Below are 26,884 nucleotides of genomic sequence, written 5' to 3' on the forward strand. Positions count from 1 at the left end.
TTGCCAGCCGGTCATGGCGCCTCGCCAGCTCATTCCCGCCGCAAGGCGGGGTCGTCCGGATTCTGCTGTTCCAGCTCCGCCAATAGCGCCTGCACCTTCTGGATCTGTCCGGCTTCGCGCCAGTAGTTGATCAGCGCCAGTCGCGCTTCGCGGTTGGCCGGATCGCGCTCCAGCAGTTCCTCCAGGCGATGGCAGGCCAATTCGAGCTGGCCACTGTCATGCAGTGCGACGGCGTAGACATAGTCGTACTGGCTGTTCTTCGGCTCCAACCGCACCGCTTCGGCAAAGGCCTTGAGGGCCGCCTGCAGATCGCCCTTGCGCACCAGCATCAGGCCGTTGGCGTAGTGCAGCAGCGCCGCCTCGGGGTGTTCCTTCAGACCCCGATCAAGCAGGGCGCGGCCTTCTTCCCAGCGGAAGTTGCCATCCAGCCACTGCACCAGGGCGACCAGCGCCGGCAGGAAAGTCGGATCGCGCTGCAGCGCGGTGCGCAGGTGCGGTTCCACGGCGCCGGAGCGGCCATTGGCCTGGTACAGCATGGCCAGATTGAGATTGGCCTCGGCGCGTTCCTGCAGGCTCAGCTGCACGGCTTCGTACTCGTCGATGGCCTTGCTCCAGCTCGACTCGTAGTTGCCCAGCCCGGTGCTGTGCATGCCCAGCAGTGCGTAGGCGGCGGCGATGCGCACCGCGCGTACCGGATCGCTCAGCAGCGGCGCCAGTACATTGCGGCGCTGCTCCGGCGGCACCAGGGCCGCCACAGCCTTGACCGCCGCCTCGCGCACCTGCGGTGCCGGGTGGGTCAGGTCGCGGGCCGCAGCCTTGAGTGCGCGCTCGCTGGGGTATGTGGGCAGCTCGGCCAGCAGGGTGGCGCGGCGGATGGCCGGCAAGCCCTGCGCGTCCAACTGCTGGAACAGCGCGCGCGAAGCCCCTGGCCTGCCGTTGCGGATCAGCCACAGGCTCTCGTCGTAGCGCGGGGCTGCGGCGTTGCTCTCGCCATACCAGAGACGGAATTGCTCGGCGACCTGGTCGCCCGGCTGGTCACGGTGGCAAGCCAGGCAGGCATCGGAGGTGCCCAGACGCAGGGCGCGGGCGGGATTGGGCAAGGTGAAACCGTGGTCGTGGCGGTAGTCGTTGACCATGAAGAATTTGCCCGGCATGTGGCAATCCACGCATTGGGCGCCCGGCTGTCCGGAGGTGTGATGGTGGTGCTCGGGGGATTCGTAGTTCTTCGCTTTCAGGCCCTGGCCGTCGATGCCTTCGATGCCGGCCTTGCCGGCGGGATTGTGGCATTGCAGGCAGACGCCATTGCCCGACGCCTTGAGCGCCGTGCTGTGGGGGTTGTGGCAGTTGCTGCAGCGCACGCCCTTGGAAAACATCTTGCTCTGGGTGAAGGCGCCGTACTCGAACACCTCTTCTTTGATCTTGCCGTCGATCTCGTAGAGCTCGCGGGTCAGTGCGCTGGGCAGGTAGTCGTCCATCAACCGGCGTTCGGTGTGGTAGCCATCGTCCAGCGGCGCGCGGCGGGAATGGCAGCGGGCGCAGGTCTCCACTTCCTTGATCCTGTCGCTTGTCGCGAGGTCGTAAGCGAAACCGGCATTGGCCGCGCGGTCCTTCTTCGCCGCCCACTCCAGGTGCTTCGAGGCCGGGCCATGGCACGCCTGGCAGCCGACGCCAAGGCTGTTCCAATGGCTGGCGAAGCGGTCGGTGGTCGGGTCGTAGGCGCGCTTGAATCCGGTGGTGTGGCACTCCACGCACATGAAGTTGGCGTTCTGCTGCGGGCGGCTCCAGTGCAGCGGGTCCTTGAAGTCCACGCCCTGGCCCGGATAGAGATGGAACCAGGCGCGTTTCTCCACATCCCAGGCCACGCCGAGGGCCTGCAGGTGGCCGCCAGGAACTTCGATCAGGTATTGCTGCAGCGGCGCCACGCCGAAGGCATAGGCAACGCGGAAATCGGCCGGCTTACCGTCGGCACCGGGCGCGTTGACCCAGAAGTCGCCGTCCTTGCGGAAGAAGCGCGTGGTTTCCTTGTCGTCCTTGAAGCGGGCGTCGTTGAAATCGCCGAGCACGCTGCTGTCGGTGGCGTCTTGCATCGCCAGCTGGTGATGGCTGCCTTGCCAGTCCTTCACCTGCTCGGCATGGCAGCCGGCGCACTGGCCTTCATCCACCAGGGTGGCGGGCTGGGCAGTGGCGGTGGCAGTGGTGGAGGGAAGCGGTTTCCCGCCCGGCAGCCTGCCGGCGCCGCCTTCCATGTACAGCCAGGCGCCCAGGCTGATCAATAGCAGCAGGCCCGCCAGGACGGGATAGACAGGGCGCCGTACCGGTTTGGGTGGGGCCTTTTTGTGGTGCTTCGTCATGCAGACATCCGCTGTGCTGGCGAGCGTTTTTCACGGTGGCGTGCAGGTTCCGTGAATGTGCCGGAGCCCGTCAAGGCTGCATGTCGATCCCGGTCAGCGATAGCGAATGATGATGCCCTTCAACTTGCGTCCGTTGATGGTCTCCACATCCCGCGCCCAGAGCGGTCCGCTGACATAGGCGGAAACCGGCTGGATACGGTCATAGACAACCACCACGGCATGGCCGCCGATTTTCGCCGCTTCTTCGCGCAGCTTCTGCTCGATATCGGTGACCGGAGGCGGCGGCTCGGTGCTGGCATCGACCACGACTTCGCCGAGGCGGTCATGGGGGCGCGCGGGTTCTCGGCGCAGCACTTCCACGCTCGCCGGGTCGGTGGGTGCGGCATGGGGCACGCCGACGTATTCGGTGGTCTGCGCATCGATGTTGGCGCAGGCGGCAAGCAACAGCAGGACGCCCGCCACGAGAAGCGGGCGCAGGTGCTGGGTAGCTGACATGTTGGAACTCCCTTAGCAATCGCCAGATTCGGCCTTGCAAGCCTAGCCGGGGATTGGCGATACGCCCGTGGTTCAGCTGACGGCGCGGGAGCGGTAGATGCCGGGGCCGCAGCCGAACCAGCGCAGGCAGGCGCGACTGAAGCTTTGCACGTCGCTGTAGCCAAGGCGGTCGGAGACTTCTTCGAGTTCCATGCGACCTTCCTGCAGCAGGTCCTGCGCCAGACAGCGGCGGTAGTGGTCGAGCAACTCGGAGAAGGTCCAGCCCAGGGCCTTCAGGCGGCGAGCCGCGGTGCGCTCCAGCAGGTGGCGGGACAGGCAGAAGCTTTGCAGGCTGACCCCTTCGGCGAGGTCGCTCACCAGGTAATCGCAGAGTTGCTCCAGCAGGGTCGGCTGGCTGTTGGCTTCGGCCTGCTCCAGCAGGTTGACCAGGGTCTGCTCCAGCTCGTGGTTGCCCGGCGTCAGCGGGTGGACAAAAAGCACCGGATCCAGCAGCACGGCCGCGTAGGGTTGGCCCCAGTGGACCGGAGCGCGGAAAGCCTGTTCATATACCTCGGGATCAGGCGGGCGGGCCTGGACCAGGTGCACCGCGAGCACCGGGTCGCGCTCCAGTCCGCTGGCCAGCAGCTTGCGCCGCGCCAGGCTGCAGATGCCGATGAGGATGTAATGGGTGGTCGCAGCCGCGGCGCGCAGGCTCCCGTTGTCCAGCAGGCGCAGGGCCACGGCGGTCTCGCTGTTGTGGATCTCGGTGCGGAAGTGGCCGTTTAGGAAGGGGAAGTAGCGATTGAAGTAGCCACAGGCGCTGGACAGCGAGGTCGACGCATCGAACAGGTAGGTCAGGCCATTGGTCAGGGTGGAGAGGAAGCGTCGCCCGGCGGCGAGGCCGATGGTGGCGTCACCGGTTTCCGCCAGCGCCAGCTCCCAGAAACACCGCGACAGCACGAGCGGCACGCGCATGAAGGGCGTGCGCAGCTCGAACAGGCTGCGGCGGAAAACGGCCTCGATATGCCCAGCCGGTACGCCCCGCGCCGTCAGTTCCTCGAAGGCCGGCAGCAGGGTCGGGGCGTAGAAGGCATTCAGGGGAGCCTGATCGCTTTTTGTCATGTGCCGCTTGTGGCTCGATGGCTGTGAGTGGGTAGCCTGCCCGACGTTACGCAATGCCATTTTCCGGAGCAAGGCCGTGCTCGATCTGCGCCAACTCGACCTCAATCTGCTGCTGGCCTTCGACGCCATTTACCACCAGCGCAGCATCACCCGCGCCGCCGAGGTGATGTGCCTCTCGCAACCTGCCATGAGCAACGCCTTGCGGCGTCTGCGCGGCTTGTGCGGTGATCCGTTGTTCATCAAGAGCCATCTGGGGGTAACCCCTACCCTGGCAGCCCATCGCCTTGCCGAACATGTACGCAGCGCTCTCGACAGCCTGCGCGAGGGGCTGCGCCTGGTGCCGGCGGCCCGCGAACCGAGCGCGCTGCTGCGCATCAGCTGCCTGGACTGCCTGCAGCCGATGCTGCTCGATGCGCTGCTGGAAAACCCGCTGGCCGAACGGCAGGTGCGCTTCTTTCAGCCGCGTCGGCGCGACGCACTGGCGGAACTGGCGAGCGGCAAGCTGGACATCCTCATCGACGTCGACCAGCCGCTGTCGCGTCAGTCCGGGTTGTACAAGCAGCCGCTGCCGGTGGATCGCTACGTGTTCGCCTACGGCGATGCCTTGGAACGGCCACCACGCAGCCTGGAAGAGTACCTGGCATTGCCGCAGATCCAGGTTTCCAGCCGCCGCGACGGCCTGAGTCCGGTGGACCTGCAGTTGGGGGTCAAGGGCCTGCGGCGGAACATCGTGGCCAGCGTGCAGAGCTCCCTGGCTGCGCGTTTGATCGCCGATCGCCAGCCGTTCGGCCTGAGCCTGCCGAGCCGGGTGGCTACGATGCTCGGCCTGCGGCAGGCGCCCTTGCCCCTGCCGCAGCCGGTGGAATTGCCGCTGGCCCTTTACCTGGAGAAGAAGTACCGCTTCGAGCGCAGTCGTGAAGCGGCGATGAAGGTGCTGCAGCAGGCGCTGGGCGATGTGTCGCCGGATGTCCTGGCCCGTCGCGCCTAGCCCTCGGCGAGTGGCGCCAGGCGCTGGTCGGCGGAATGGATGGCGGCGACCATGGCCTGGGCCGCGGGGCTGAGCGAGTAGCCGGCGCGGCTGACGATGCCGAAATGCAGCAACAGGCTGGGGCTGCCCGAGGGCACGTCGCTGAACTTCAGCAACCGCACCTCGCCGCGGCCAGTCGGCTCGTGCAGCGCTTCCAAGGTGGAAATTCCCACCGCGTCGGAGCGCGCCACCATGCGCAGGATGGCGTCGAACTGGGCGCATTCCACGCTGGGCTGGAAATCGTCCAGCCCAGCGATCTCACCCAGCACCTTGCGAATCTCGCCGGGGATCCGCGTCCCCACCAACGGAAAGTCCATCAGGGCTGCGAGCTTCAGTTCGTCGCGCTCCGCCAACGGGTGTCCCACGCGGCAGAAGAACCGCCCCCGACGTGGCCGCAGCAGGCGCACCTGGTAATCCGGGTTGTGGGCGAAGTAACGGGTGTCGGCGACGAAGAACTCGATCTGTTCCTCCTTCAGCCAGCCCGCCAGTTGCTCCCAGTCGCCCTGGTGGAAGGCGGTGCGGATCGCCGGGTGATCGCGAATGAAGTCCGCCAGGGCTTCCGGGACCAGCAGCTGTGCGGGGTAGGGGCCGCTGCCGAAGCGCAGTTCCCCGGCAGAAAGGCCGTTGTACTGCACCAGCTCATTGCGCAGCGCGCGACTCCCAGCGAGCAGGCGGCGAGCGTGCTGCAGCACCAGTTCACCCTGGCCGGTGAGGCGGAACTCTCGGCTGGCGCGGTCTACCAGTTGGCTGTCGAGGTCGCGCTCGAGGGTCTGGATGCTGCGGCTGAAGGCCGGCTGGCTGAGGCTGATGGCATCCGCGGCGCGAACGAAGCTGCGGTGGTCGGCGAGGGCGACGAAATGGCGGAGCTGGCGCAGATCCATGATGCACTCCGTGCATGCTGAGGTTGTTTTAAATGCATTTGATCGATATCAGCTTCAGCAGTACTAGTAAAGCCGAGTCGTTCACCTGCCCTGAATCCCATGTACTACGCCTCCAGTGCCTTCGCTCGCACCATCCTCAGTCACGCCGCCCATTCCGGCCTGCCGGCCGAGCACCTGCGCCAGCACGCGGGGATCAGTGCCGGTCTGTTGGCCGACCCCCGCCAGCGGGTGCCGGCGCTGCTGGTGGAGCGACTTTGGGCGGAGTGCGAGCGCATCAGCAACGAGCCGGCCTTCGGTTGCGAACTGGTCAACGGGATGGCCACCCACTGCCTGCAGGGCATGAACATCCTGCTCGACTCCGCGCCCAGCCTGGACGCCAGCCTCCGCTGCTTCAGCCAGTACCTGCCGGAAGTGACCAACTACGTGTCCGCTGACCTCGCCGTTGCCGGGCCGCGGGCGAGCCTGACGCTGCGGCCGGCCCAGAGCGAACCCCATCACTTCGGCCTGGACGCCGCTGTGCTCACGCTCGCGCGCAATGTCCCCCGCAGGGTAGGGATGACTCCGGCGGCGCTGTTCGAGCGCGTCGTCGTCACGCGTCAGCAGCAATGCGGGCGCTTTCTCGAAGAGTGGGGCGTCCCGGTCCATTACGCCGAGCGACCGGGCCTGGTGCTGGCGCGCGAGGCGCTCGACTTGCCGCTGCCGGGCGCCAATCCCTTCCTTCACCAGAGCCTGAGCCTGCAGTGGCTGGGCCGCGCGCCGGAGACGGGCGACGGCTTGCAGCTGGCGCGACACTGGTTGAAGGCCGGCGACCAGCCCATCGAGCGCATTGCCGAGCGATTGGGGTATCGCCAGCCGAGCAATTTCATCCGCGCTTTCCGTAAGCGCTTCGGCATCACCCCCAAGCAGTTCCGCCTGTCGTCGCACGCCTGATTCCGGTCCCGTTGCATTGCTGCCTCCTGCTGGGCGGAACGTGCGCGCGCGACAGCTTCGGGGACCGACTCGCGTTGGGTTGAATGCTTTTTGTCAGTCCCGGCTTGTGGCTGCGGACGGCTTCTTCGGCAAGGTGACCAGGCTGCGCCATCCCTCCCCGGAGAACACAATGACAAGAAAAAGCGCGGCCACTGCCAACGTCCGTCTGCGACACAGGAATCGTGGCCATCATTCCCTGCAACCCCTCGCCCTGGCTGTGCTCGCTGCCCTGTGCGCGCCGGCCCAGGCCGCCAGCATCGAGATCAACGATGACTGGAGCCTCAGCACCAAGACGACCCTTTCCCTCGGCTCCAGCTGGGCCCTGGATGACCCGAACCCGCACCTGATGACCCGCGCCAACGCGGCGGTCGCCCAAGGCGTGGTGGCCGACGGCATGAGCGTCAGCGCCGACGACAATCGCCTCAACTTCAAGAAGGGCGACGCCATTTCGCAGATCGCCAAGGGCATCACCGACTTCAGCCTCGACGGCGGCGGCCAGGGTGCATTCGTGCGCTTCAAGTACTGGTACGACCATGTCTACGAAAGCGGCGACGCGCGCTTCTACGATTCCACTGCGACACCCAAGAGCGGTCGCTTCGCGCAGAACGGATTCGATGACTCCGGCTGGCAGGATCTGGCCCGCTCCAAGGGCTTCGAGGTGCTGGACGCCTATGTCTGGAAGGACTTCGAAGTGGCCGATCGGCCGCTGTCGGTGAAGTTCGGCAAGCAGGTGCTGTCCTGGGGTGAGGCCTTGCTGATCCAGAACGGCATCAACGTGATCAACCCGCTGGACGTTTCGGCGTTCAACAAGCCGGGCGTGGAACTCAAGGAAGGCCAGTTGCCGGTGGAGATGCTCTCCTTCAGCTTCGGCCTGTCCGACACGCTCAACCTGGAAGGCTTCTACCAGTACAACTGGCGGCCCAGCGTGCTGGACGGCTGCGGGACCTTCTTCGCCACTAGCGATGTGATCCAGCCCGGATGCGGCCCGCTTTACCTGACCCAGACGCAGACCGATGCGCAGATGGCCGCCGCCGGCCTCTATGCCACTTCGCGCGGCACCGAGTCGCCTTCGGACTGGGGCCAGTACGGCCTGGCCCTGCGCGGCATGATCCCGGCGTTGAACGACGCCGAGGCGGCGCTCTACTACATCAACTACCACTCGCGTCTGCCGTACTTCTCGCTCACCGCCGCCGACAACGCCGTGCGCGGCCAACTTCCGCGCGTAGCCATCGGCGCACCGGCGGGGGCGGGCGGCGCGCTGATCCAGAACCCCAGTTACGCGGCCATCTACCCGGAGGACATCCAGCTCTACGGTTTCAGCATCAACGGCGTGGAACCCAACTCCGGCATCGCCCTGGCCGGTGAACTCAGCTTCCGGCCGAACCAGCCACTGGGCTTCAACGGTCCGGACGTCAATGCGGCGGGCATTTCCGATCCGACCGGCGCGGGTGGCTTCTCCACCATCGACTTCCTCCCGGCGAACTTCCGCTATACCGGCCAGCGCTTCGATGCCTATGCGCGTAAGCCGGTCTGGCAACTGGTGGGGTCGGCGACCCAGGTGGTGGACAACGTGCTCGGCGCCACGCGCCTGAGCCTGCTGGCCGAGGCCGGCGTGGTGCATGTGGCTGATCTCGGCGACGAGCGCTTCGGCCGCAACGCCGCGTACGGCCGCAGCAGCAAGAGCAACGGACAGCTGTGCAACATCGGCGCGAACGCCAGCGTCACCAACAAGTTCTGCACCGACGAGGGCTTCACCACCGACTGGTCCTGGGGCTATCGCCTGCGCGCCAGTCTGGAATACAGCGACGTGCTGCCGGGGGTGAACGTGATCCCGGCGCTGAGCTGGCGACATGACGTCGAGGGTTACTCCTACTCGCCCGGCGGCCCCTTCGAGGAAGGCCAGCAGGCGGTCGGCCTGAGCCTGACCTTCAACTACCTCAACGATTACAGCCTGGAGCTCGGATACAACGAGTTCTTCGGCTCCAACGACTACAGCACCCTGGATGACCGCGATTTCGTCTCGGTCAGCCTCAAGGCGGACTTCTAAGGAGCACTTCCATGCGCATGCAACTCTGTGTGCTGGCCCTGGCCTGCGCGGCCACTTTTGCCCAGGCCAAGAACAGCGATACCAGTGAGCTCGGCAAGACCCTCACCCCCATGGGCTCGGAACAGGCGGCCAACGCCGACGGCAGTATCCCGGCCTGGACCGGCGGGTTACCGAAGAGCGCCGGCAATGTCGACGCCAGTGGCAGCTACCAGGACCCCTTCGCCAGTGAGCAGCCGCTGTTCACTGTGACCGCGCGGAACCTGGAGCAGTACAAGGCGTTCCTCAGCCCCGGCCAGGTCGCCCTGTTCAAGCGCTACCCGGACAGCTACACGATGCCGGTCTACCCCACCCATCGCAGCGCCAACCTGCCCTCGGAGGTGCTCGAACAGAGCCGCGCGAACGTCGGAAAGGTGACCCTGGCCGACGGTGGCAACGGCATGCACGACTACCAGCGCGGCATTCCCTTCCCGCTGCCCACCGAAGGCATCGAGGTGATGTGGAACCACATGACCCGCTGGCGTGGCGGCAGCTACGAGCGCATCGCCAGCTCCGCCCTGGTGCGCGAGAACGGCACCGTCAGCTACATCCGTGGGCAGTCGCTGATCAACTTCGCCGAGAGCATCCAGGACCTGGAGCCCGGCGCCAACGTGCTGTTCATGTTCAAGAACCGCGTGCTGGAACCGGCGCGCCTGTCCGGCGAGGCGGTGCTGGTGCATGACCCCATCGACCAGGTGGCCGAGCCGCGTGCGGCCTGGCAATACATCCCGGGCCAGCGCCGGGTGCGCCGCGCGCCGATGATCGCCTATGACAACAGCGCTCGTTACAGCAATGGCTTGATCACCTCGGACAACGTCGACGGCTACAACGGCGCTCCCGACCGCTACGACTGGAAGCTGATCGGCAAGCAGGAGCTGTTCATCCCTTACAACAGCTACCGGCTGGCGGACCACAAGCTCAAGTACGCCGACATCATCAAGCCCGGCCATATCGACCAGGGCCTGACCCGTTACGAGAAGCACCGCGTCTGGGTGGTGGAGGCGACCCTCAAGCCCGGTGCCCGGCACATCTACGCCAAGCGCCGTTTCTACGTGGACGAGGACAGTTGGCAGATTGCCCAGGTGGATCAGTACGACAGCCGTGGCGAACTCTGGCGTGGCGTGGAGTTGCACGCCATGCATCAGTACGACCACGGCTTCACCTACAACGTGATGGAGGTCTCCTACGACCTCATCTCCGGGCGCTACTACGCCGGCGGCCTGACCAACGAAGAGAAGGAGCCGATGCGCGTCGGCTTCGCCGCCCGGAAGGACGAGTACACCCCGTCGGACCTGCGCCGCTGGGCGAAGTAGATAACAACGAAGCAATACCGACCTGGCGCCGGCGGCACGCCGCCGGCGCCCCCTTTTTCTGTCTGGAGGTAGTTCCATGCGCTGGATCACCCTGCTTGGGCTAGCCCTCATCGCAGGCCCCGTGGCACAGGCCGCGCCGTCGACCGACGAGGCTCGGAGTCTCGCCGAAGAGGCCTACGTCTTCGCCTATGCCACTGCCGAGCACAACAAGGTGCTCAATGCCATAGCTGCCAGGCTGCCCTACAACAAGCTGTTCAGCGAGAGCAGGCTGCTGGGGCCCGAGGACACCAAGGTGGTTTCGCCGAACAACGACACCTTCTACGCGCGGGCATTGCTCGACCTGCGTGGCGAACCCATGGTCCTGCGTGTGCCCGAAGTCAGGGACCGCTATTACAGCTTTCAGTTGATCGACCTGCGTACCGACAACCTCGACTACGTGGGCACCCGCAGCACCGGTACGGGCTCTGGACGCTACCTGATCGCCGGGCCGGACTGGCAGGGCGAATTGCCCTCCGGTTTCGACGGGCTGATTCGCTCGCCCAGCCGCTTGGTCTTCCTGCTGGGCCGCACCGAGGTGCGTGGCGAGGCTGATCAGGCTGCCGCCACCGCTGTGGCCAAGGGTTACAGCCTGGAGCCCATGTCCGCAGCCCTCGGCCTGCCCGCGCCATCAGCATTGCCGCCGCTCTTGTTGCCGCCTTACCAGAACACCAAGCAGGGCGCGGCGGTGAAGCTGTTCGACAGTTTCAACGCCCTGTTGCCGCTGCACCAATGGACGCCCGACGAGCAGGCGCGGCTGGCGCGCTTCGCCGAGATCGGCGTGCGCCCAGGCCAGCCATTTTCTCCACCGGCGGCATTGGCCGAGGCCATCGATACCGGTGCCGAGGCCGGAAGAGACAAGGTGCGCCGTGCGTCCACCGCCATCAGCCGCGAGCAGAATGGCTGGTTCGTCTCGCCGCTGGACGTTGGCCACTTCGGCGAGGACGACCTCACCCGTGCGGCAGTCGCCTGGCGCTACATCTACGCCAACGATGCCGCCGAGGCCCTTTATCCCATGGCCATGCGCGATGCCCGCGGCCAAGCGCTGCGCGGCGACAAGGCTTACCGCCTGCGCTTCGAGCCGGGCCGGTTGCCGCCGGTTGGCGCCTTCTGGTCGCTGACCCTGTACGACGGCAAGAGCCAGTTGCTGTCGGCCAACCCGCTCAGGCGCTATTCCCTGGGCGACCGCAGCCCCAGCCTGAAATACGACACCGATGGTGGACTGACCCTGCTGATCCAGCACCGGCCGCCGGCCGAAGCGGAACAGGGCAATTGGCTGCCCGCGCCGGATGGCGAATTCAACCTGATGCTGCGGCTCTACGTACCGCAGCCGGTCGCCCTGGAGGGCGGTTACCAATTGCCGGCCATCCAGCCGGTGAAGGAGTGAGCGATGCAACTGCCGTTTTCCCGCCGCCACTTCCTGGGAGGGCTCAGCCTGCTGGGCGCTGGCCTCGCCTGTCCGGGCTGGCTGCTCGCCGCCAGCCAGACGGAAGCCACCACGCCTGAAGAGTTCCGCGCCATCGCCCGCGAGGCCTGGCTGTATGCCTATCCCATGCTGATGCACTACCAGACCCTGCAGAAGCAGGCCCTGGATCCGAACGCCAGGGAGTATGTCGGTGGCTTCGGGCGCTTCCGTCACTACAGCGAGCTGTTCACCCCGGCCAACCGCGACATCGTCACGCCGAACAATGACACGCCGTATTCCTGGGCCTGGCTCGACCTGCGTGCCGAGCCCCAGGTGCTGAGCGTGCCGGCAGTGCACGAGGGGCGTTACTACGTGCACCAGTTGGTGGACCTCTACACCCACAACTTCGCCTATGTCGGTGTGCTCAGCACTGGGCGCGAGGCAGGGAACTACCTGATTGCGGGTCCGGACTGGCAGGGCGAAGCGCCGCCGGGCATCCGCCAGGTGCTGCGCAGTGAAACGGAGATCGTGATGGTCCTCGGCCGTACCGGCCTGGAGGGCAAGGCGGACCTGGAGCAGGTGCGGGCGATCCAGCAAGACTACCGTTTGCAACCGCTGCACCAGTACGTCGGTACATCGGCGCCTGCCGCCGCGCCGGCCATCGCCTGGCTGCATTGGGACGCGCGACAGGGGCTGGGGTCGGCCTTCATCGGCCATCTCAACCAACTCCTCACCCTGTGCCCGGTTCACCCCAGCGAGCAGGTGCTGCGCCAGCGTTTCGCGCGCATCGGCATCGTGCCCGGCCAGGCGTTCGATGCTGCGGCCCTGAACCCGGCACAGCGCCAGGCGCTGCTGGCCGGTATCCAGGACGCCCAGGCGGAAATGAAAGCGACGTCCGCCAAGGTGCGTGGTACCCACGGACTGTTCGGCACCCGCGAGGCGTTGCACAACAACTACCTCAATCGCGCCTTGGCAGCGGCTCTCGGTATCTATGGCAACAGCGTGGAGGAGGCCTATTACACCGGGGCCCGGCTGGACGGCCGGGGGCAACCCCTGCAGGGCGGCCAGCGTTATCGACTGCACTTCGCCGCGGATGCGTTGCCGCCGGCCAGCGAATTCTGGTCACTGACGCTCTACGACCTGCCGGACCGCCAGTTGGTGGCGAACGCCATCGACCGCTACTGCCTGAGCAGCCGCGATGAGCTGCAGCGCGATGCCGATGGCGGCCTGACCTTCTGGGTACAGAGCGATGCGCCGGTGGCGCGGGACAACTGGCTGCCGGCACCCAGGCAGGGGCCGTTCACGCTGGTGCTGCGCCTGTACGGACCCTCGAAGGAGGTGGTCGCCCATGGCTGGGCGATGCCACAAGTGGAGCCCGTGAGCGCCTAGGTCGGAGCGGGTGGGGCCGGTGCTAGACCGGCTCCACCTTCAGCAGCACGCCGTCCTGACCGACGACGCGCACCTGGCTACCAGCGGGCATGTCCGGCCCGGAGACGAGCCAGACGGAGTCGCCAGCGCGGATCTTGCCGCGACCGCCGTTGATGGCTTCATGCAAGGCAAACTCGCGACCGACGAACTCATAGCCGCGACGGTTCAGGCCAGGCTGGTCGGAGACCTTGGCGGCGCTGCGCTGGCGGCGCCACCAGAACACCGCGGTGAGGATGGAGAGGACGCCGAACAGCAGGAACTGGATGGCCCAATGCAGTTCCGGGGCGATAAAGGTGATGACCCCGACGCAGGCCGCCGCCACGCCGATCCACAGCAGGTAGCCGCCGGCGCCGAAGACTTCGAGGATCAGCAGCAGGGTGCCGAGGGCCAGCCAGTCCCAGTAGGTCAGGTGCTGGAGGTAGTTCCACATCGGTTCAGCCCTTCTTGCCGTCGAAGGTGGCGCGGACGATTTCGCCGATGCCGCCCACGGCGCCGATCACCTGGCTGGCTTCCAGCGGCATCAGCACCACCTTGCTGTTGTTGGCGCTGGCCAGCTTGCCCAGCGCGTCCACGTATTTCTGCGCGACGAAGTAGTTCACTGCCTGCACGTTGCCGTTGGCGATGGCCTCGGATACCACGCGGGTCGCCTCGGCTTCGGCCTGGGCGGCGCGCTCGCGGGCCTCGGCTTCAAGGAAGGCGGCGGTACGCTCGCCTTCGGCCTTGAGGATCTGCGCCTGCTTTTCGCCCTCAGCGGTGAGGATTTCCGCCTGGCGCCGGCCTTCGGCTTCGAGGACCTGGGCGCGCTTCAGGCGCTCGGCCTTCATCTGGCTGGCCATGGCTTCCACCAGGTCGGCCGGCGGTGTGATGTCCTTGATCTCGATGCGGGTGACCTTGATGCCCCAGGGCGCGGTGGCTTCATCCACGGTGCGCAGCAGGCGCTCGTTGATCGCGTCGCGCTGGCTGAGCATCGCGTCCAGCTCCATGGAGCCGAGCACGGTGCGGATGTTGGTCATCACCAGGTTGCGGATGGCGTGCTCCAGGTCGTTGACCTCGTAGGCCGCCTGGGCGGTGTTGATCACCTGGAAGAAGCACACGGCGTCGATGGTGACGATGGCGTTGTCGGCGCTGATGGCTTCCTGCGGGGGAATGTCCAGCACGCTTTCCATGACGTTGATCTTGCGGCCGATACGGTCCATCACCGGCACGATGATGTTCAGGCCCGGCTTGAGCGTGTTGGTGTAGCGGCCGAAGCGCTCCACGGTCCACTCGAAGCCTTGCGGCACGACCTTGAAGCCCATGAATACGATCGCAATCGCAAGGGCGACGAAGAGGATGACGACACTGCCGATTTCCATGGGATCTGCTCCTTTTGCTGGCTGTATCTCGGTGACTGGAGCCCCTCCGCTCCAGCCGCCAAGCATTTCATTTCTGTTCGCTTTGTGGCGTGACCCGCAGCACTTCTTCGATGGTCGTCAGGCCTGAAGCGACCTTTTGCGCGCCGGACAGGCGCAGGCTGCGCATGCCTTCCTTGAAGGCGGCCCGGCGCAACGCGATCAGGTCGGTATCGGCGGTGATCAGCGGTTTGATCGCATCGGACAGCAGCATGATCTCGTAGACCCCGGCACGACCGCGGTAGCCAGTGTCGCGACATTCGAGGCAACCGACGGCGTGGTGGGCGCCGGTGGGCAGCGGTGCGCTCCAGGGTTTGGTCAGGCTGGTCCAGTCCTCCTCGCGCAGCTCCATCGGCGCCTTGCAGTGCGGACAGAGGGTCCGTACCAGGCGCTGGGCCATGACCCCGAGCAGGGTGGCGCGCAGCAGGTAGTAGGGCACGCCCAGTTCCAGCAGACGGGTTATGGCGCTGGGCGCGTCGTTGGTGTGCAGGGTGGAGAGCACCAGGTGGCCGGTCAGGGCGGCCTGGATGGCCATCTCGGCGGTTTCCAGGTCGCGGATTTCGCCGATCATGATGATGTCGGGGTCCTGCCGCATCAGCGCACGTACGCCGCTGGCGAAGGTCAGGTCGATGTTGTGCTGCACCTGCATCTGGTTGAAGGCGCCCTCGATCATCTCGATGGGGTCCTCGATGGTGCAGACGTTCACCTCGCTCGTGGCCAACTGCTTGAGGGTCGTGTAAAGCGTGGTGGTCTTGCCCGAGCCGGTGGGGCCGGTGACCAGGATGATGCCGTTGGGCTGGTTGGTCATGCTCTGCCAGCGGCGCAGGTCGTCCTGGGAGAAACCGAGCTGGTCGAAGCTCTTCAGCAGCACCTCGGGGTCGAAGATCCGCATCACCATCTTCTCGCCGAAGGCGGTGGGCAGTGTGGAGAGACGCAGTTCCACTTCGCCGCCGTCCGGGGTCTTGGTCTTGACCCGGCCGTCCTGGGGCTTGCGCTTTTCCGCCACGTTCATGCGCCCGAGGCTCTTCAGGCGGCTGACCACCGCCATGGTGACCTGCGGCGGGAATTGATAGACGGTGTGCAGCACGCCGTCGATGCGGAAGCGCACGGTGCCCTGTTCGCGGCGCGGTTCGATGTGGATGTCGCTGGCGCGTTGCTGGTAGGCGTACTGGAACAGCCAGTCGACGATGTTGACGATGTGCGCGTCGTTGGCGTCCGGTTCCTGATCGTTGGAGCCGAGCTTGAGCAACTGCTCGAAGTTGCCGACGCCGCTGATCTTCTGGTCCACCGCGCTGGCGCCGCTGACCGATTTGGCCAGGCGGTAGAACTCCAGGGTGAACTTCTGGATGTCTATCGGGTTGGCGACCACGCGCTTGATCGGGCGCTTGAGCACGTGGGTGAGGTTGCTTTCCCAGCTCTGCACGAAGGGCTGGGCGCTGGCGATGGTCACCGCTTCGCTGTTGGCGGCGACGGCGAGGATCTTGTGGCGCTGGGCAAAGGCATAGGACATCAGCGGGGTGATGGCGGCGACGTCGATCTTCAGCGGGTCGATGCGCAGGTAGGGCTGGCCTGCATGCTCGGCCAGCCAGGCGCTGAGGGTTTCCAGGTCGAGCTTCTTGCCCGGACGCTTGAGGTCGTCCACCTGCTGGCTGGCCAGGAACTCCAGCGGGTGCTGCTGGTTGTTCACCGCGCTACGGCGAATGGCCAGGCAATGTTCTGCCTGGTCCTGGCTCAGGCGACCCTGGGACACCAGTTCGCGCATCAGGTCGTTGAGATCCAGCCAACGATCCTGGGCGGGTGAGGCAAAGGCGGACATGCAGGCTCCTCGGTCACGCTGCTCAGTCTGGAAGAGTAGTCAAACGCTCTTCTCATGGGACGGCAAGCATGCCCGAATTGCCATCATTGGGCTAAGCGCTGCTTCAAGGAACGGGCGAGAACTCCAGCTCCACCGTGAACACACTGACCAGCGAGCGCATCTTCTGCGCAATGACCTCGGCCCGGTGCGGCGTCAGCCCGGGCTGGCGCAGCTGGACCAGCAGGTTGTCGCCGAGCCGGTTGACCTCCAGCCAGCGCGGCACCAGTTGCAGCTGGGCGAAGAAGGCGAGCAGGCGGCCGAGGATGTCCGCTTCCGCCTCGGCGAGGATGGCGAACTGCATTTCGCGGGCCTCGAGCTGGGCGGTGTGCGGGTGCCAGTGGTCTTCGCGGGCGACGGGGGCGGACTGGAGGCTGAGCATGCTGGTTTCCTCGGTGGGGACGCCGATAGTTTTCCAGTCCGGAACGGAATTTTTCTGCCTGATTTGCGCGGATTGGCAGTTTCTTTGGATAAACTTTCCTGGTTATCGACAAAGCAGGGATTTTTTATGTCTGTCACCCTGGATGCCTACGACAAACGCATTCTCGACCTGCTGCAGGAGGATGCGAGCCTCTCCACCGCCGAGATCGCCGAACGGGTGGGGCTGTCCCAGTCGCCCTGCTGGCGGCGTATCCAGCGCCTGAAGGACGAGGGTGTTATTCGTCGCCAGGTCACCCTGCTGGATCGGCGCAAGGTCGGTCTGAACGCGCAGATATTCGCCCAGGTGAAACTCAACGCCCATGGCCGCTCCAACCTGACCGAGTTCGCCGAGGCCATGCGGGATTTTCCCGAGGTGCTGGAGTGCCATGTGCTGATGGGCGCGGTGGACTTCATGCTGCGCATCGTCACCCGCGACATCGAGGCCTACGAGCGCTTCTTCTTCGAGAAGCTGTCGCTGGTGCCGGGGATACAGGAGGTGAACTCCATCGTCGCGCTATCGGAGATCAAGTCCACTACGAGCTTGCATATCGAGTAGGTTGCGGCAGAGCGTCTGTAGGGGCGATTTCAATCGCCAAGGGCAGCGCAGCTGCCTCATCCTGCTCACCAGAGTTGGCGGACCTTCGGCCCGCTTGGCGAATGAATTCGCCCCTACAGGAAGAGCGTCAGGAAGCCTTGCTGTCGTCGCTGAGGACAACCGGCTCCTTCGCCAGCCTGCCCGCTTGGTGCGGCGGCGTGAGGCCCATGGACAGGTAGATGCTGGTCAGGCCTTCCACACCCATTTCCGCCGGCCGCAGCCATTCCACTGGGACGTAGATCAGCCCGCCACCCACGGGAATGGGCGCGGTTGGCACCAGGATGGCGCAGTAGCTTCGGCCGTCCAGTTCGAAGGTTTCCGGGTTCGGGCGCAAGGCCAGGACGGCGGCGCCTTCGCCGCCAAAAATGCACCAGACCGGGCTCATGGCGGCGATGTCGGCGTTCTTGCTGCGATCGAGCAGCCCGACGAAACGGTCCGCCAGGCCGTACAGGCTGCCGATCAGTGGTGCGCGGCGCAGGGTCATGTCCAGCAGCCAGGCCAGCGGGCGGCGCAGGCCGAGCTGCACCGCCAGACCCAGGGGGTAGAGGCTGCCCAGCAGCACCAGTGTGCCGACCAGGTACGCCAGCATGGGATTGCTGGCGAAGGGTTGGCCCAGCGCGCCGAGGACCTGGCCGATCATCGTGGACGGCCCCACCAGCTTGTTCAGCAGACTGAACAGCCAGGCCAGCAACGCCAGGGTCAGCACCAGGGGCAGCAGGGCCAGCAGGCCGGTGAGCCAGGTGGTGACCACGGAGCGGAAGCTTTGCTTGAGCATAGTGAGGGCCACGGCCGCTTTAGCGGGTCAGCGCCTTCCAGCTGCGCAGGCTGATCAGGGCCTGCGCCTGCTCGCTGCGGGCTGCCAGCACTTCTGCGTCCAGCGGTTGGGCGGCCAGTTCGGCGAACTTGGACAATTCACCGTAGGCGCGGTCGACTTCCGGCACTTCCAGCACCTGGCGCGCCAGACGCAGCCAGACCAGCAGGCGTTCGATGCGCGGAAGCTGCTCAGACAGGTCCTCGGGCTGGCGCTTGTAGCGATCCAGCTTGAGGGCTTCGCCTTCTTCGCTCAGCAGGCGCGGCAGCCAGTTGCCCAGCACTGCCTTGCCCTGGCGATTGCCGCGATCGTTGCGTTCGACGGTCCAGGCGCGGGCCAGCAGCCAGCGGGAAGCGTTGAGGGAGAACAGACCCCAGCGAGTGCCGGCGAGTTCTTCGGCGAACTGCTGCGGTGCGGCGTGACGTACGGTTTCGTCCAGCTCGCCGGCCTGCACGCGCGGGCGCCAGTCCTTGAGCAGGGCGTCCAGGGCTTCGCGCAGGTCGTGGCTGCTGGCGCGCGGGGCGGCCTGGCCGAGGCTGCCGATCAGGGCGCGCAGGTCGACCAGTTGTTGCAGCCAGTCCACCAGCAGCTTCCAGTGGCCATTGAAACGGTACTGCTCGGCCAGGCGCTGGCTGCTGCCCAGCAGGTGCCAGGCCAGCGCCGCGAAGGCATCGTCCAGCGACAACTCGGCGCCGAGTTCCGGAACCGGCAGGCTGAGGTGGTAGCTGTTGGCATCATGCAGACGGTAGCCGCGCTCGGCCTTGCTGATGTCGCAGGGCATCAGCGCCAGATCGGCGGCCAGCTCGGCGGCCAGTTCCAGCAGCGCCTCGGGTTCGCCCTGGCGCAGTTCCAGTTCCAGCTCGCAGATTTCTTCTTCCTGCTTGCCAGCGATTACCTTGCCCAGGTCCAGGGCGGCTTCGATCACCACCTTGGCCTTGCCACGGCCCCAGGCGATCTCGGCCCGGTCGCGCTGGAAGTCGGTGGTGAAGATCGGCTTGAGCTGCTTCTTGTCCAGCTCGGCCAGGCTGGCGGGCCAGCACTCGTCGGTAAGTTTCTTCGGGTCCAGCTTGGCCTTGTCCAGGTACCAGTCCCACTCATTGCGCTCGGACAGCCCGGCTATGCTCTGGCCGCGGGTCTTGAGGGTCTGGATGAACTGCTCGCCGTCACGGCGCAGGCGCAGGGCCACGCGGGCCTGGGCCAGGTCCCGTTCGGGGGTGTCGAAGTACTGGTTGAAAAGCTCGCGGCGTTCCCAGCCGGACTTGTTGCGCTTCTTCAGCAGCGGATGGTCGCGCAGGGCTTCCAGGGTCTCGCGGCTGGCGCGAAGCTTGATTTCGGTCTCTTTGTTCATCGCCGGGATCTTTCAGACGCAGCCAGGGGGTGGCTACCAAGGCGGTGAAGTTTACAGGACCGGTCGGCACTGCGCCGCAGCGGTTTCGCCGCGCGCGGCCTTGGGCCTATGATGATCGCTCGTCCGTGGAGGCTCCCCGATGTCCGTTCCAGACCTGAAATCGCAGTTCGCCGCGCTGATCGCCACGCCCTCGGTGAGCTGCACCCAGCCCAGTTGGGACCAGTCGAACCAGGCAGTGATCGACTTGCTCGCCAGCTGGCTCGGCGACCTTGGCTTCCGTTGCGAGATCCAGCAGGTGGCGCCGGGCAAGGCCAACCTGCTGGCGACCTACGGTACGGGCCCTGGCGGGCTGGTGCTGGCGGGCCACAGCGACACCGTGCCCTTCGACGCCGCCCTGTGGAAAACCGACCCGCTGAAGCTCAGTGAAGTCAGCAATCGCTGGTACGGCCTGGGCAGCTGCGACATGAAGGGCTTCTTTCCCCTGGCTATCGAGGCCGTGCGCGGTCTGCTGGACCAGCGGTTCCAGCAGCCGCTGATCATCCTCGCCACCTGCGACGAGGAAAGCTCAATGGCCGGTGCCCGCGCCCTGGCCCAGGCTGGCAGACCCCTGGGCCGCGCAGCGGTGATCGGCGAGCCCACTGGCCTCAAGCCGATTCGCCTGCACAAGGGCGTGATGATGGAGCGCATCGATATCCTCGGGCAGAGCGGTCATTCCTCCGACCCGAGCCTCGGCCACAGTGCCCTGGAAGCGATGCATGCGGTGATGAGCGACCTGATCGAGCTGCGCGGCGAATGGCAGCAGGAGTTCCGCAACCCGCAATTCACCGTGCCCCAGCCCACCCTCAACCTCGGCTGCATCCATGGTGGCGACAACCCCAACCGCATCTGCGGCCAGTGCAGCCTGGAGTTCGACCTGCGCCCGCTTCCGGGGATGAATCCGGAAACCCTGCGCGCGGTGATTCGCCAGCGGCTGCGCCCGGTGGCCGAGCACTATCAGGTGAAGATCGACTTCAAGCCGCTGTTCCCGGCAGTGCCGCCGTTCGAGCAGTCGCCGGAAAGTGATCTGGTGCGCCTGGCCGAACGTCTCACCGGCCATACGGCGCAAGCGGTGGCCTTCGGCACCGAAGCGCCGTATCTTCAGCAGCTCGGTTGCGAGACCCTGGTGCTCGGCCCCGGCGACATCGCCTGTGCCCACCAGCCGGACGAGCATCTCGAACTGTCACGGATCGAGCCTACCGTTGCGCTATTGCGCCAGCTCATCCAGCATTACTGCCTTCAATCCGCCGCCACATCCTGACCGAGAGGGTTTCCGTTGATGCTCATGCGACGACGATAACGCGCCGACTCACTGCTCGCCGGCCGAGCACCGCCTTCGTCTATTCGCCACCTGTTCAGGCTCACGGAACCATGCCCGATTACGTCAATTGGCTGCGCCACGCTACTCCCTACATCAACGCCCACCGGGACTGCACCTTCGTGGTGATGCTGCCCGGCGAGGGTGTCGCCCATCCGAATTTCGGCAACATCGTCCATGACCTGGTGCTGCTGCACAGCATGGGCGTGCGCCTGGTGCTGGTGCACGGCTCGCGGCCGCAGATCGAAACGCGCCTGGCCACGCGTGGCCTGACCCCGCACTTCCACCGCGACCTGCGGATCACCGACGGCCCGACGCTGGAGTGCGTGATCGATGCCGTGGGCCAGCTGCGCATCGCCATCGAGGCGCGCCTGTCCATGGATATTGCCGCGTCCCCCATGCAGGGCTCGCGGCTGCGGGTAAGCACCGGCAATTTCGTCACGGCGCGCCCCATCGGCGTCGTCGACGGCATCGACTACCACCACACCGGTGAAGTGCGCCGGGTCGACCGCAAGGGCATCGGCCGCCTGCTGGACGAGCGCACCATCGTGCTGCTGTCGCCGCTTGGCTATTCGCCCACCGGGGAAATCTTCAACCTCGCCTGCGAGGATGTGGCCACTCGCGTGGCCATCGACCTGGGCGCGGACAAGCTGATCCTGTTCGGTGCCGAGCGCGGCCTGATCGACGAGTCCGGCAAGCTGGTGCGCGAGCTTCGCCCGCAACAGGTACCGCCGCACCTGATCCGGCTGGGCAACAACTACCAGGCCGAACTGCTGGACGCCGCCGCCCAGGCCTGCCGCGGCGGGGTCAAGCGCAGCCACATGGTCAGCTATGCCGAGGACGGTTCTCTGCTGACCGAACTGTTCACCCGTGACGGCGGCGGCACCCTGGTGGACCAGGAGCAGTTCGAATCCCTGCGCGAAGCCACCATCGACGACGTCGGCGGCCTGATCGATCTGATCACCCCGCTGGAAGACCAGGGCATCCTGGTGCGCCGTTCGCGCGAGGTGCTGGAGCGGGAAATCGAGCAATTCACCATCGTCGAGCGCGACGGCCTGATCATCGCCTGCGCAGCGCTCTATCCCATCGCCGATTCCGATACCGGTGAGCTGGCCTGCCTGGCGGTGAATCCGGAGTATCGTCACGGCGGACGTGGTGACGAGTTGCTGGAGCGCATCGAGGAACGTGCCCGCGCCCTCGGCCTGAAGACTCTCTTCGTCCTCACCACCCGCACTGCCCACTGGTTCCGCGAGCGTGGCTTCCAGCCCAGCGGCGTCGAGCACCTGCCGGCAGCGCGTGCCTCGCTGTACAACTACCAGCGCAATTCGCAGATATTCGAGAAGACCCTCTGAACCCCAAGCAACTCGCCTGCTTTCCTGTAGGGGCGAATTCATTCGCCAAGGGCAGCGTAGCTGTCCCCTTGCAAGCTTTAAGGGCAGACCTTCGGCCTGCTTGGCGAATGAATTCGCCCCTACAAGAAGAGTGAGGGGCGATTCGCGGATCAGTTGCTGATGAGCCCCAGGATGCTCGCCTGGTAGGCGGCGACGAAGGTATCGAAATCCACTTCCGGTTCGGCTTCCAGGCGTGCCTGTTCATCCAGGGATTCGCGAGCCAGGGCCTCGAAGCGTGCCTGGTCCTCGGCGCTCAGGGGCTGGCTGCGGAAGTACTCGGCGTGCTGGCGGCTGTGGCGCAGGGCGAACTGGCTGAAGCTTTCGCCATTGCCGCGAAGTTCCGCCAGTACCTGGGCCGAAGGGGTCAGCTCGGGGTTGGCGACCTTGACGCGCTGGGCGGCCAGGGCGTTGGTGTGTTCCTCGATGCCCAGTGCACGGTCCAGCAGTTCGGCGGTACGCGCGATGCGGTCAAGCAGGTCGTTGGCCCACTCGGTGAGGCCGACGGCATGGCCGTGGCGTTGCAGGGTCAGGCCCGGACGGCGCCCTTCCTTGACCACACGCTGGAAGTTGTCGGTGGCGCTGCGGCATTCCTCGCCGGCCATCGGCGGGCTGTCCTGCAGGGCGCAGAACAGTAGGAAGGCGTCGAGGAAGCGGGCCTCGGTGAGGTCGATGCCCAGCGGCAGGAACGGGTTGATGTCGAGGCAGCGCACTTCCACGTATTGCACGCCACGGGCCATCAGCGCCTGGATCGGGCGCTCGCCGGTGTAGGTGACGCGCTTGGGGCGGATCGACGAGTAGTACTCGTTTTCGATCTGGATCACGTTGGTGTTCAGCTGCACCCATTCGCCGTCCTGCTTGGTGCCGATCTCGGCATAAGGCGGGTAGGGCGTGGAGACTGCCTGGCGCAGGCTCGACAGGTAGCTGTCCAGGCTGTTGTAGCAAGGCGTGAGGCCGGCCTGGGCATTGTTCTGGTAGCCCAGGTCGCTCATGCGCAGGCTGGTGGCATACGGCAGGAACAGGGTGTCCGCGTCGAGGCTGTCGAGATCGTGCGGGCGGCCGCGCAGGAAGCTCTTGTCCAGGGCCGGGGCGGCGCCGAACAGGTACATCAGCAGCCAGCTGTAGCGGCGGAAGTTGCGGATCATCGCGATGTAGCGCGCCGACTGGTAGTCGCGGTCGCTCTGCGGATCGCCTTCGGCCTGCTTGAGCAGCGGCCAGAGCGCCTCGGGCAGGGAATAGTTGTAGTGGATGCCGGCAATGCACTGCATGGTCTTGCCGTATCGCACGGCCAGGCCCTTGCGGTAGACGTACTTCAGGCGGCCAATGGGCGAGGTGCCATAGCGGGCGATCGGGATGCCTTCTTCCGACGGCAGCCGGCAAGGCATGGACGGGCTCCAGAGCAGCTCATCGCCGAGCTTGTCCACGGTGAAGCGATGGACTTTCTCCAGGTCCGCCAGGGTCTGCGCCGGATCGGCCTCGGCCGGAGTGATGAACTCCAGCAGCGACTCGGAATAGTCCGTGGTGATCTGCGCATGGGTCAGGGCCGAGCCCAGCGCAGGGGAGTGCGGCGTCAGCGCCAGTTGGCCATTGCCATCGACCCGCAGGCACTCGCGCTCGATGCCATGCAGGCAACGGGTGAGCAGGGGCAGGTTGGCGCGCTCGCCGAGCAAGGCCAGGCGGCGGGAAAGAAGATCGCTCAATTTGGAATCCTTCACGCGTCGGTCGCCCCAATATGGGGGTGGACCAAGCTGTCTACAAGAGGCGGACTTTGCCGCCGGCCGAAATACTTTTCCAGCCGGCGGGTCGCGTTGTCGCTTCGTCCAGAATAGAGCTTTGCCACTGCCCCGCTGTTACAGCTGAGCGAAGGTGCCTTGTCCCTTGGCGACCAGTTTGTCGCCTTGCAGCACATCGGCCTCCACCACCAGGGTGCGCTTGCCGGCGTGCAGAACCCGTGCCTTGCAGATCACCTCGCCTTCCGCCACCGGCCGCAGGTAGTTGATCTTGCATTCCAGCGTGGCGCTGCGCCGGTCGAAACCATGGGTGCTGGTGCAGGCCAGCCCCATGGTGATATCCAGCAGCGAGAAAATCGCCCCGCCATGCATGACCTGGCCACGGTTACGCAGGTGCTCGTCCATGACCAGGCGAGCCTCGGCGATGCCATCGCCGAGGCTCAGCGGCTCGATGCCCAGCAGCTTGCTGTAGGCGCTGGTGGTTTGCTGGTCGGTGAAGTCCATCGTCACTTCTTCTTGATCTGCTTGGCGTTGGCGAACAGCGATGCCATGGCGCCGTTCGCCGGCGGAGCGCTGTTGCGCGGCGCGCTCTGCTGCTGGCGCGGCTGGCCGCCCTGGCGACCGCCGCCGCGTGGGCCTTCGACCTTCTCGCCGGGCGTGTCGCTCATGCGCATGGACAGGCCCACGCGATTACGCGGGATGTCCACTTCCATGACCTTCACGCGGACGATGTCACCGGCCTTGACCACTTCGTACGGGTCCTTGACGAACTTTTCCGACAGCGCGGAGATGTGCACCAGGCCGTCCTGGTGGACGCCGATGTCGACGAAGGCACCGAAGTTGGTGACGTTGGTCACCACGCCCTCCAGCGTCATGCCGGGTTTGAGGTCCTTGAGGCTTTCCACGCCTTCCTGGAACTCGGCGGTCTTGAACTCGGGACGCGGGTCGCGACCGGGCTTGTCCAGTTCCTTGATGATGTCGGTGACGGTGGGCAGGCCGAAGGTTTCGTCGGTGAACTTCGCCGGGTCCAGGCGCTTGAGGAAGCCCGAGTCGCCGAGCAGCGAGCGGATGTCGCGGCCGGTGCCTTCTGCGATGCGTTGCACCAGCGGGTAGGTTTCCGGGTGCACGGCGGAGGCGTCCAGCGGGTTCTCGCCATTCATCACGCGGAGAAAGCCGGCGGCCTGCTCGAAGGTCTTCTCGCCCAGGCGGCTGACCTTCTTCAGCTCGTCTCGGGTCTTGAACGCGCCATTGGCATCGCGGTAGGTGACGATGTTCTGCGCCAGGGTGGCGTTGAGGCCGGAGATGCGTGCCAGCAGGGCGGCGGAGGCGGTATTCACGTCCACGCCCACGGCGTTCACGCAGTCTTCCACCACGGCATCCAGACTGCGCGCCAGCTGAAGCTGGGACACGTCGTGCTGGTACTGGCCGACGCCGATGGATTTCGGGTCGATCTTCACCAGCTCGGCCAGCGGGTCCTGCAGGCGGCGGGCGATGGACACGGCACCACGCAGGGAAACGTCCAGGTCCGGGAACTCCTTCGCCGCCAGTTCGGAAGCGGAGTACACCGATGCACCCGCCTCGCTGACCATGATCTTGGTCATCTTCAGGGCCGGGTATTTTTTGATCAGCTCGATGGCCAGCTTGTCAGTCTCGCGGCTGGCGGTGCCGTTGCCGATGGCGATCAGGTCGACGCTGTGCTTGGCGCAGAGCTTGCCGAGGATAGCCAGGGTTTCATCCCACTTGTTGTGCGGCACGTGGGGGTAGACGGTGGCGGTATCCAGCACCTTGCCGGTGGCGTCGACCACCGCCACCTTGCAACCGGTACGCAGGCCCGGGTCCAGGCCCAGGGTGGCGCGCGGGCCGGCCGGGGCGGCCAGCAGCAGGTCATGCAGGTTGCGGGCGAAGACGTTGATGGCTTCGCTTTCGGCGGCTTCGCGCAGCTCGCCCAGCAGATCGGTTTCCAGGTGGGTGTAGAGCTTGACCTTCCAGGTCCAGCGCACCACTTCGGACAGCCACTTGTCGCCGGCGCGGCCCTGGTTGGAGATGCCGAAGCGCTCACCGATCATCAGCTCGCAGGGATGCAGGGTGCCGGGCAGCTCTTCGCCGACCTTCAGGGCGATGCTCAGCACGCCTTCATTGCGGCCACGGAAGATCGCCAGGGCACGGTGCGACGGCACGCCCTTGAGGTTTTCGTCGTGTTCGAAGTAGTCGCTGAACTTGGCGCCTTCCTGTTCCTTGCCGGCGACCAGGCGGGCGCTGAGGGTGGCGCCGTCCTTGAGGAAACCGCGCAGGTTGGCCAGCAGCGTGGCGTCTTCGGCGAAGCGCTCCATGAGGATGTACTTGGCGCCTTCCAGCACGGCCTTGATGTCGGCAAAGCCCTTTTCAGCGTCGATGAAGCGCTCGGCTTCGGCTTCCGGAGCCAGGGACGGGTCATTGAACAGTGCATCAGCCAGCTCGCCGAGGCCGGCTTCCAGGGCGATCTGGCCCTTGGTGCGGCGCTTCTGCTTGTAGGGCAGGTAAAGGTCTTCGAGGCGGGTCTTGGTGTCGGCGAGCTTGATCTCGCGCTCCAGCTCGGGGGTCAGCTTGCCTTGTTCGGTGATGCTGGCGAGGATCGCGGTGCGGCGCTCTTCCATCTCGCGCAGGTAGCGCAGGCGTTCTTCCAGGTTACGCAGCTGGGTGTCGTCGAGGCTGCCGGTGACTTCTTTCCGGTAACGGGCGATGAAAGGCACGGTCGAACCTTCGTCCAGCAGTTCCACTGCGGCGGCGACCTGTTGCGGGCGCACGCCCAGTTCTTCGGCGATGCGGTTATTGATGCTGTCCATTGAAAACACCTGCATGGGCGGCAGCCCGGGCCGGGCCACAGAGGCTGCCGCAGAATGACAGACCGGCGAGCCAGGGCTCGCCGG

22 protein-coding genes are annotated in these 26,884 nt (G+C 65.9%); 9 read left to right on the forward strand and 13 right to left on the reverse strand.

Going from position 1 to position 26,884, the window contains the following annotated elements:
• Positions 1-29: 29 nt before the first annotated feature.
• The 3 genes from MnOB_RS18125 to MnOB_RS18135 form a co-directional block, all read right to left on the reverse strand.
• The gene (locus tag MnOB_RS18125; RefSeq protein WP_077525618.1) at positions 30-2,351 is read right to left on the reverse strand and encodes a tetratricopeptide repeat protein; all 2,322 of its coding nucleotides are present in this window, start codon (positions 2,349-2,351) and stop codon (positions 30-32) included.
• A gap of 93 nt (positions 2,352-2,444) precedes the next feature.
• Positions 2,445-2,846 (reverse strand): hypothetical protein, encoded by a 402-nt coding sequence (locus MnOB_RS18130; RefSeq protein WP_077525619.1) that lies wholly within the window; start codon positions 2,844-2,846, stop codon positions 2,445-2,447.
• Positions 2,847-2,918: 72 nt separating this feature from the next.
• Positions 2,919-3,947 carry a helix-turn-helix domain-containing protein gene (locus tag MnOB_RS18135; RefSeq protein WP_077525620.1) on the reverse strand — a complete coding sequence of 343 codons (1,029 nt, stop codon included), beginning with the start codon at positions 3,945-3,947 and terminating at the stop codon, positions 2,919-2,921.
• A gap of 76 nt (positions 3,948-4,023) precedes the next feature.
• Here MnOB_RS18135 and MnOB_RS18140 point away from each other — a divergent pair, with 76 nt between their 5' ends.
• Positions 4,024-4,935, forward strand: coding sequence for a LysR family transcriptional regulator (locus tag MnOB_RS18140; RefSeq protein ID WP_077525621.1), 912 nt, complete (start codon positions 4,024-4,026; stop codon positions 4,933-4,935).
• Here MnOB_RS18140 and MnOB_RS18145 read toward each other — a convergent pair.
• Entirely contained in the window at positions 4,932-5,855 is a 924-nt protein-coding gene (locus MnOB_RS18145) for a LysR family transcriptional regulator (protein WP_077525622.1), read from the reverse strand. The two genes, MnOB_RS18140 and MnOB_RS18145, sit on opposite strands and share 4 nt — an antisense overlap.
• 99 nt (positions 5,856-5,954) lie before the next feature.
• On the opposite strand from MnOB_RS18145, the gene MnOB_RS18150 reads away from it, so the two are divergent.
• The 5 genes from MnOB_RS18150 to MnOB_RS18170 all read left to right on the forward strand — a co-directional run bounded on the left by MnOB_RS18150 (position 5,955) and on the right by MnOB_RS18170 (position 13,050).
• Positions 5,955-6,785, forward strand: a complete 831-nt coding sequence (locus MnOB_RS18150; RefSeq protein WP_077525623.1) for an AraC family transcriptional regulator — start codon at positions 5,955-5,957, stop codon at positions 6,783-6,785.
• A 169-nt stretch (positions 6,786-6,954) separates the two neighbouring features.
• Positions 6,955-8,871, forward strand: a complete 1,917-nt coding sequence (locus tag MnOB_RS18155) for a DUF1302 domain-containing protein (RefSeq protein WP_077525624.1) — start codon at positions 6,955-6,957, stop codon at positions 8,869-8,871.
• A gap of 11 nt (positions 8,872-8,882) precedes the next feature.
• Complete coding sequence (locus tag MnOB_RS18160; protein WP_077525625.1) at positions 8,883-10,220, forward strand: DUF1329 domain-containing protein; 1,338 nt, start codon at positions 8,883-8,885, stop codon at positions 10,218-10,220.
• Between the two features lie 76 nt (positions 10,221-10,296).
• The gene (locus MnOB_RS18165; protein WP_077525626.1) at positions 10,297-11,643 is read left to right on the forward strand and encodes a DUF1254 domain-containing protein; all 1,347 of its coding nucleotides are present in this window, start codon (positions 10,297-10,299) and stop codon (positions 11,641-11,643) included.
• 3 nt (positions 11,644-11,646) lie between these two features.
• Positions 11,647-13,050 (forward strand): DUF1254 domain-containing protein, encoded by a 1,404-nt coding sequence (locus MnOB_RS18170; RefSeq protein WP_077525627.1) that lies wholly within the window; start codon positions 11,647-11,649, stop codon positions 13,048-13,050.
• Between the two features lie 22 nt (positions 13,051-13,072).
• On the opposite strand, the gene MnOB_RS18175 is transcribed toward MnOB_RS18170, so the two are convergent.
• From MnOB_RS18175 to MnOB_RS18190, 4 genes are all read right to left on the reverse strand, one after another.
• Positions 13,073-13,519: an NfeD family protein gene (locus MnOB_RS18175; RefSeq protein WP_077525628.1), complete on the reverse strand. Its 447-nt coding sequence runs from the start codon at positions 13,517-13,519 to the stop codon at positions 13,073-13,075.
• A gap of 4 nt (positions 13,520-13,523) precedes the next feature.
• The gene (locus MnOB_RS18180) at positions 13,524-14,444 is read right to left on the reverse strand and encodes an SPFH domain-containing protein (RefSeq protein ID WP_077525629.1); all 921 of its coding nucleotides are present in this window, start codon (positions 14,442-14,444) and stop codon (positions 13,524-13,526) included.
• A 67-nt stretch (positions 14,445-14,511) separates the two neighbouring features.
• Complete coding sequence (gene tfpB / locus MnOB_RS18185) at positions 14,512-16,296, reverse strand: type IV pilus assembly ATPase TfpB (protein ID WP_077525630.1); 1,785 nt, start codon at positions 16,294-16,296, stop codon at positions 14,512-14,514.
• A gap of 103 nt (positions 16,297-16,399) precedes the next feature.
• Positions 16,400-16,714, reverse strand: coding sequence for a hypothetical protein (locus MnOB_RS18190; protein WP_077525631.1), 315 nt, complete (start codon positions 16,712-16,714; stop codon positions 16,400-16,402).
• 126 nt (positions 16,715-16,840) lie between these two features.
• On the opposite strand from MnOB_RS18190, the gene MnOB_RS18195 reads away from it, so the two are divergent.
• Positions 16,841-17,308 carry an Lrp/AsnC family transcriptional regulator gene (locus tag MnOB_RS18195; protein WP_077525632.1) on the forward strand — a complete coding sequence of 156 codons (468 nt, stop codon included), beginning with the start codon at positions 16,841-16,843 and terminating at the stop codon, positions 17,306-17,308.
• A gap of 127 nt (positions 17,309-17,435) precedes the next feature.
• On the opposite strand, the gene MnOB_RS18200 is transcribed toward MnOB_RS18195, so the two are convergent.
• A complete protein-coding gene (locus MnOB_RS18200; RefSeq protein WP_077525633.1) occupies positions 17,436-18,122 on the reverse strand; it encodes a DUF502 domain-containing protein in 687 nt (228 codons plus the stop codon).
• A 19-nt stretch (positions 18,123-18,141) separates the two neighbouring features.
• Positions 18,142-19,506 (reverse strand): CYTH domain-containing protein, encoded by a 1,365-nt coding sequence (locus MnOB_RS18205; RefSeq protein WP_077525634.1) that lies wholly within the window; start codon positions 19,504-19,506, stop codon positions 18,142-18,144.
• 139 nt (positions 19,507-19,645) lie between these two features.
• On the opposite strand from MnOB_RS18205, the gene argE reads away from it, so the two are divergent.
• On the forward strand, positions 19,646-20,803 hold the full coding sequence (gene argE / locus MnOB_RS18210) for an acetylornithine deacetylase (protein WP_077525635.1): 1,158 nt from the start codon (positions 19,646-19,648) through the stop codon (positions 20,801-20,803).
• A gap of 110 nt (positions 20,804-20,913) precedes the next feature.
• Positions 20,914-22,212 (forward strand): amino-acid N-acetyltransferase, encoded by a 1,299-nt coding sequence (gene argA, locus MnOB_RS18215; RefSeq protein ID WP_077525636.1) that lies wholly within the window; start codon positions 20,914-20,916, stop codon positions 22,210-22,212.
• Between the two features lie 149 nt (positions 22,213-22,361).
• On the opposite strand, the gene gshA is transcribed toward argA, so the two are convergent.
• From gshA to MnOB_RS18230, 3 genes are all read right to left on the reverse strand, one after another.
• On the reverse strand, positions 22,362-23,948 hold the full coding sequence (gene gshA, locus MnOB_RS18220) for a glutamate--cysteine ligase (protein WP_077525637.1): 1,587 nt from the start codon (positions 23,946-23,948) through the stop codon (positions 22,362-22,364).
• A 150-nt stretch (positions 23,949-24,098) separates the two neighbouring features.
• A complete protein-coding gene (locus tag MnOB_RS18225; RefSeq protein ID WP_077525638.1) occupies positions 24,099-24,482 on the reverse strand; it encodes a PaaI family thioesterase in 384 nt (127 codons plus the stop codon).
• Positions 24,483-24,484: 2 nt separating this feature from the next.
• Positions 24,485-26,800, reverse strand: a complete 2,316-nt coding sequence (locus MnOB_RS18230) for a Tex family protein (protein WP_077525639.1) — start codon at positions 26,798-26,800, stop codon at positions 24,485-24,487.
• Positions 26,801-26,884: the final 84 nt, after the last annotated feature.

Origin of the sequence: Metapseudomonas resinovorans (assembly GCF_002003485.1) — a bacterium.
GTDB lineage: Bacteria > Pseudomonadota > Gammaproteobacteria > Pseudomonadales > Pseudomonadaceae > Metapseudomonas > Metapseudomonas resinovorans_D.